The 6,299-nt window shown below is 67.8% G+C and carries 7 protein-coding genes and 1 pseudogene; 1 reads left to right on the top strand and 7 read right to left on the bottom strand.

Features of this window, described 5'->3' with window-relative positions; genetic code table 11:
* Positions 1-177: 177 nt before the first annotated feature.
* From AC3ET3_RS35765 to AC3ET3_RS35755, 3 genes are all read right to left on the bottom strand, one after another.
* A complete protein-coding gene (locus AC3ET3_RS35765) occupies positions 178-573 on the bottom strand; it encodes a hypothetical protein (RefSeq protein ID WP_385087061.1) in 396 nt (131 codons plus the stop codon).
* A gap of 67 nt (positions 574-640) precedes the next feature.
* On the bottom strand, positions 641-2,215 hold the full coding sequence (locus AC3ET3_RS35760) for a M20 family peptidase (RefSeq protein ID WP_432159151.1): 1,575 nt from the start codon (positions 2,213-2,215) through the stop codon (positions 641-643).
* A gap of 423 nt (positions 2,216-2,638) precedes the next feature.
* On the bottom strand, positions 2,639-3,196 hold the full coding sequence (locus tag AC3ET3_RS35755; RefSeq protein WP_432159152.1) for a hypothetical protein: 558 nt from the start codon (positions 3,194-3,196) through the stop codon (positions 2,639-2,641).
* A 103-nt stretch (positions 3,197-3,299) separates the two neighbouring features.
* Here AC3ET3_RS35755 and AC3ET3_RS35750 point away from each other — a divergent pair, with 103 nt between their 5' ends.
* Positions 3,300-4,073, top strand: a complete 774-nt coding sequence (locus AC3ET3_RS35750; RefSeq protein WP_432159153.1) for a hypothetical protein — start codon at positions 3,300-3,302, stop codon at positions 4,071-4,073.
* Between the two features lie 18 nt (positions 4,074-4,091).
* On the opposite strand, the pseudogene AC3ET3_RS35745 reads toward AC3ET3_RS35750, so the two are convergent.
* The 4 genes and pseudogenes from AC3ET3_RS35745 to AC3ET3_RS35730 form a co-directional block, all read right to left on the bottom strand.
* Positions 4,092-4,450 (bottom strand): annotated as a pseudogene (locus AC3ET3_RS35745) (transposase).
* Positions 4,451-4,494: 44 nt separating this feature from the next.
* Entirely contained in the window at positions 4,495-4,734 is a 240-nt protein-coding gene (locus AC3ET3_RS35740) for a hypothetical protein (protein WP_385087072.1), read from the bottom strand.
* A gap of 81 nt (positions 4,735-4,815) precedes the next feature.
* A complete protein-coding gene (locus tag AC3ET3_RS35735) occupies positions 4,816-5,790 on the bottom strand; it encodes a linear amide C-N hydrolase (RefSeq protein ID WP_385087075.1) in 975 nt (324 codons plus the stop codon).
* 200 nt (positions 5,791-5,990) lie between these two features.
* Positions 5,991-6,299 (bottom strand): IS3 family transposase (locus tag AC3ET3_RS35730; RefSeq protein WP_432159155.1); only part of this gene is annotated, 309 nt, incomplete at its 5' end.

Genomic DNA, 6,299 nt, shown 5'->3' with positions numbered 1-6,299 from the left:
CGAGTGAGGGGCGGTTCGGTGAGCCGGTTCCTCGTCGGCGATGCCGAGCGCCTGGTGAACTCGATCCCGTAGGCGTCGGACGTTCGGGATTGGGAAGAAGCGTCCGCTGTCAGTCCTGGGCGCTACCGTGACGCACGGAGGCGCTTGTTGCTGGGCACAGTGAATTCTTCGGCCGCATCAGGAATCGTCCGCCCGCCCTAGGAGACGTGCATGACTGCTGCCCACTTGACCGGCCGCCCTTGGCACGATGTGGACGGCCCCGTGCTTGTCGCGTCGGCAGCCGCTCTGCAGTTGATTCCGCAGAACATTCCGCGCCTTGATGACCGCCTCGCGGGGTGAGGCGGTCAGGTGGGCCTGGTCGGCCAGGGCGAGGAGTTCGTCGGCGACGCGGGCGGCGTGACCGGCGAGGATCGCGGTGAGCCGGTCGGCGGCGAAGGCTTCGGCCTCGTGGGTGCCGGGCTTGTGGAAGGCGTGCGCAGCTGCCCACTGGGTAGGCCGCGCGGCGAGGTGCCCGTTGCCGGGTCCTTTTCCGCACGGCCCCCCGCCGAACCACGCGGGCAACTTTCGCTGCACGTGGCTCTCTCGTTACGCGCTGCGAGACACCGCGAGCGCCAGCGGATCGACGCGTCGTAGGACGTCGTCACTCCGCGCTTGCGCTCGTTCTGGCGATGCCGCCGTCGCCGCCTTCGCCCAGCTCCTCGGTGTTGGCGATGAAGGTGTAGAAGAAGACGATCGACCGCGCGTACTCGCTGACCAGCACGCGCTCGTTCACGCCGTGCCAGCGTGCGGTGTCGGCGGCAGACTCGACCCTCACCGCGGTGAAGCGGTACACGTTCTTGGCGATGGTCGCGGCGAAGTACTTCGCGTCGGCCCCGCCGATGACCAGGTAGGGCGATACCAGCAGGTTCGGAGTACCCCACGCCTGGCGGACCGACTTCTCGATCAGCCGGTACTCCTTGCCATACGGATCGGACTCTGGCGAAGGCTCGCACGAGGCCGGACGCACGGTCACCTCGACCCGCTCGTCGTTGACGACCTTCTTCACGTGCTCGACGACGGACTGCACGGTCTCCCCTTGAAGGATCCGGAAGTTGACCAGCGCCGAAGCAGCGGGCGCGAGCACGTTCTCCTTCACTCCGCCGTTGACCATCGTCACCGCCGTCGTCGTTTGGAGCATCGCCGTCGTCATCGCGCCGGACAGCATGTACTTGATGAACTGATCGTCGCTGCTCCCCACGCCCCATCCCGCTGTTGGACAGTCGTCTTCGTGCACGGGCGCGCTCTGTCTCTTGGAGGCAGCCTCTTCTTCCTCCTCTCCGCCGAAGGCGACGTCCGCCAAGAGCTCGTGGTACTTCGGCGGCAGCTCCGGGCCCAGGAACCGGAACTGGTCCCGCACGGACTGCGTGATGCGATACGGCAACGGATTAGCCTCGAGTCGCGTGATCGCCTGGGCGAGGATGCCGATGTTGGAGTGCTTGGGCGGCATGGCCGAGTGCCCGCCGGGGCCCTCGACCTTCAGCTCCAGGGTGGCGTAGCCCTTCTCGGCGACGCCGATGAGCGCGATGGGGTCCGGGATGCCGGGAAAGAGGCCGGGCGCGAGGGGCAGCCCCTCGTCGAGGACCAGCGCGATGTCGTTCACGCCCCGCGACTTCAGCTCCTCTACGATCGTCCGCACGCCCTCGAGCCCCATCACCTCCTCGTCCTGTCCGAAGACGAGGTAGACGGTGCGGGTCGGCTGGAAGCCCTTCTCGAGGTGCATCTCGATGGCCTCCAGAATGGCGAGGATCATGATCTTGTCGTCGAGAGAGCCGCGGCCCCAGACGTATCCGCCCTCTATGTCGCCGGAGAACGGATCATGCTCCCAGTCGTTCTCAGTGCCCGGCACCACCGGCACCACGTCCTGGTGGCCCATGAGCACGATCGGAGGCAAGGACGGTTCTTTCCCGCCCCAGGTGTAGAGCAGGCTGAAGCGGCGGGGCGCACCGAGGACCTCACGCTTCAGCGTCTTGTGCACGAGCGGGTAGGTGTCCGCGAGGTACGCGTGAAAATCGTTGAACGCCTTCTCGTCGAAGTCGCTGCGGTCCTGGTTGGAGATGGTCCGGAAGGTGATGGCTTTGGACAGCCGCTTAGCCGCAGAGTCTGCTGCGACCGGCACCTCCGCCGGTGCGACCTTCTTCATCTGGAGCGAGCTGAAGCTCTCGTGTGCCGTCGTCATGATGGGTTTCTCCTCCTGACATGTCGGGCAACGGAGCCGAGATGGCACATGCTCCGCCCCCAGATGTCGGCCTCTGCGTGTGTCGCCTCTAGTTCCAGTCTGCGCGCCGAACATCGCCGTGTCGCTTGCTGCGGCCTGGTCCGCTACGGTCCAAAGACCGGCCAGGCGTGTCGGTCATGGCCATTCCTGGCTGCACGCAGGCTGACGGCCGTATCTCAAGTGGCCCTCCGTGTATGAAATTGGCCCGGTACTACAGGGGAGCTTCGGAAGCTTGTCGTTGGCGTCGTTCGTAGTGGATGCGCCGGGCGACGGCTTGGTGGGCTCGGCGCCACAGCGACTGGGCGAAGACGATCGCGTGGGGGATCGTTACGTGCCACAGGGTCTGGTGGAGCAGGCGGCGGATCTCTTCGGCGGTGTAGTCGATCAGGGGTTGAGGATCGGAGGCGGGGTCGGTGGCGGCCAGGCTATGGCGGGTTCGGGCTCGGTCGGCGGCTGTGTGTCTTCGCGGGGCCGGGTGAGGCGGGCGGTGCGGGTGGCGCTGACGGACAGGAACGCGAACGCGGCGATGGCCAGGGCGATGTGCCGGTGCCAGGGTTCCCACTTGCGGACCTCGTACTGGTCCAGGCCGCAGTCGGACTTCGCGGTCTCGAAACAGTCCTCTACTCCCCACCGAAGTCCCGCGATCTTCACCAGGGTCGCCATGGTGGTGCCGGTGCGGGCGTGCACCGCGAAGTAGGCGAAATCGGTGGGGTCGCTGATCGAGCGGCGCACCAGCAGCAGGTGGCACCAGCCCCGGCGCACCGCGCCAGCCGGCGAGGGCCAGGAGACCTGGACCGGTGCCCAGTCGTAGAACCGCTCGCCCTTGGCGCCGTGGCCGCAGGAGCGACGCTCGAAGACCGGCAGCTGCCGCACCGGCTTGTCCACCCGCATCGGCCCCGTGGGCCCGGCCGTGACGGTCTCGTCGCAGGGCACCGCGATCACGTAGCCCTTGCAGTGGCGCTACTGACTTCGGCTCGTCAGGGTGACGTAGGTGTGTACGTGTGTCGGACCTTGCCGGTAGCGGGCGGTCCGTGAGACTCGTCGCATGAGTGAGGAGAAGGCTTCCGGGGACTACCGGGAGAGGGCGGGGCACGTGATGCTGCTGGCGGTGGTGCTCGCGGTCCCGGCGCTCAAGCTGGCCTGGACGCTTGGCGGCGGGGACGCGGCCAGGGACGCACTGATCGCCATGGGGCCGGGCAATTGGGCCGACATCCCAATCGGCATGTTCCTGAACGAGGCCCTGTTGGCCACAGTGCTGGCCGTGGTCGTCTCGCGCGCCACCTACGCCCACTTCGCAGCCAGGGGCGGCGCCCTCAGACATCGGGACACCCCCATGGCAGTGACCGCGGCCACTGCCGCCGTAGTTCCGGCCGCCCTGGGGGTGGTCGTCGGTGCGTTCAACGGCCTGGGCTGGGGCCTGGCCACCGGCCTGGCCTCCTACGTACTGCGGGTGGGGGTGATGGTCGACTACAAGACCGGCCGCCGTGAGCACACCACGGGCCGCCGTACCGGCAACCGGGCCGAGACCGCCCCTCAGCGTGCCGCCGACGCCCTGTGGATCGCCGGACTGCTGCTCGGCGGCATCGTCCTGCCCGCCGTGGCGATCATCGCCGCCCTGGACGGACGCTCCTGGACCAGTGTCGAGACGTGCGACGTGAACACCGGCAGCGGAACCCACCGCGCCCGCCTGGTGGAACTGGCCCGGCAGGGCAACGGCATCGTCGGCTGGGACCTGGCCGGCTCAGAGGTCGTCCACGGCGTCAACTGCGCCGCCGACGACAACGAGACCATCCGACCCCCGTGGTGGCGCGACGCCTGACAACAACTCAAGCCGAAGTCAGTAAAGGCCCGCCCGGCGTTCTCGGTCCTGCCCGTAGACGCTGTCGGCGGCCACCCAGGCGAACGGCACCCGTGCGCAGCGGGCCCGTTCGACCATGACGCGCCCCAGCTCGGGCTTGGTGAGGACCTTCCTGGCGCGGTCGCGCGGCACCCCGGCCTCCTGGCAGCGCGCCGCCTGGCCGGCCCACAGTCTGCCCAGGCACAGGGCGAAGTCGATCAGTGCGCGTCCGTACGGGGTGACGTAGGCGAGGAACACGGCGACATGGCAGTTCTCCGTCTGCCCGTAATCCCCGCGTACTGCGGATCGACCCCGATCGACTTGTCGCCCTTCTTCAGGAAGGCGGTCTCGTCCAGCACCAGCACCGCTTCCGGGTCCCCGAGCTGTTCCACGGTGAACTCCCTCACCCGCTCCAGCTCCCGGTTGTCCTGCGCAGCAAGTCCTTGACCTTGTCCGGCGCGGTGTGACCGAGATACGCGGCGATCTGCCAGGTGTTCTTCCGCTCCACCAGGCCCAACAGGGCCTTGAGATACGCCCGCGCTGTCAGCCGAGGCTCCACCCGGCACCACAACCCGGCGCGCAGCGCGAAGAAATCCTCGAACCACCCGTCCCACCGCTCGACATCCCGCTGCACGTCCTCCACGTGAGGCTCAACGCGTCACGCGGCCAGCAAACACGAAGCTCCCCTGTAGTACAGGGCGGGCGCGGCGGCCCGCAACCGGCCTCAGGCCGCCAGGAACTCGAACGGCGCCCGCGGCCGGAACTCGGCGGAGACCTCCCCGGCCAGCCCGTCACGGGCGACGTCGACCGCCATCACGTCGGCGCCGGAAGCCAGGTCCACCTTGTCCAGGTCCACCCACATCACCGACGGTGAGACCGTCGACTCGAAGTAATAGCGCTTGGCGTCGTGATCGGCGATCGCGCGCCACAACGTGGCACTTATGTTGGGGTGATCGGGATCCTCCATGCCCAACGGCACGCCGATCGCCCGCATCTGGGAGAACACCGACGCCACCGCCATCCTCCGGTCCTCGTACTCCGGAGAGCTCTTGAGGTTGTAGCTCAAGCGGACGAACCGGTCCGCGGCGCTGATCGTTCCTGGCAGCATGCGGTTCCCACCGATCAGGTCCCAGTACGCAGTCAGGGCGAGTTGCTGGTCGTACACCGGCGAATTCGTCATCACCCGGTACTCCGGGCCGTGGTGGACGACCGGGTGACCGCCGAGGTACTCGATCACTGCGCAGTCGCCCGAGGGGTCCGACAGCGCCAGGTGCACCGTGGCCGCCCGGCCGTTCGGAAGCACCGGAGCGATGATGCTGAACGGATCCTTACGCGTCGCCTCCACGGCCTCTGCGACCGTCGCGAAGTTGTCGAGGTAGTACTGCGCCCACGCCCCGATCGAGAGCGTCGTCCTGCCCTCGGCGCCCGGCTCCCCGTAATCGGACTCGGACAGATACAGGATGTTGCACACCAACCCGGCCGCATTCATCCCGTCGGACGACGACGTCCCGTAAAATGACGTCACAACCGATCCGAACCTCGATGTCCAGCTGATCGGGCTACTCCCTGCGCCGCCGTCGCGTTGCATCCCGGCCGGGAACACCCACAGCGCCGTGTCAGCCGTCGGATCGTTCCAGTCCATTCCCCGGCCCGTGATGAACGTGCCCGTACCCGTGCGGTACGTGATTTTGGAACACATGTCGTCCTCCGCTTTCCCGTCGCGACCGAGGGCTTCGCAACCAGCCGGGGCGGGAGACTCTCCGGCCGTGGCACAGCCCATCGGCTGTCTCCCCGGGCGATGCAGCCGGCACATCTGCCCCGTGGATAAGACTACGCCGCAACACGGAATACGCCATTCCGGAAGCCTGAAGTTCCCCCCTGATGTTGGACATCGTGTTTCTACGCTGCGGGGGTGAGGTCTCGCTGCAGCAGGATCCGGTTCTCGAGCGGGGTGAGGTACCCGTGCTCGGGGTGCCGGCGGAGTCTGGTGCGGTTGTACTCGACCTCGATGAAGCGGAAGACGTCGGCCCGGGCCACCTGGCGGCTGCCCCACACAGTGATGCCGATCTCCGCCTCGAGCAGGCCGAAGAAGCTCTCGGCCGCGGCGTTCGCCGGCCCCTTCACCCGGGAGGCGATGACGCCGCAGGACGGGCAGGCTCGCGCCGCCTCGTCTGCCGTGATCAGGTGCACCCGACGCGTCCCGTCGGC

It is taken from the genome of Streptomyces sp. bgisy159, assembly GCF_057707805.1.
This window is presented reverse-complemented; position numbering and strand designations above follow the sequence as displayed.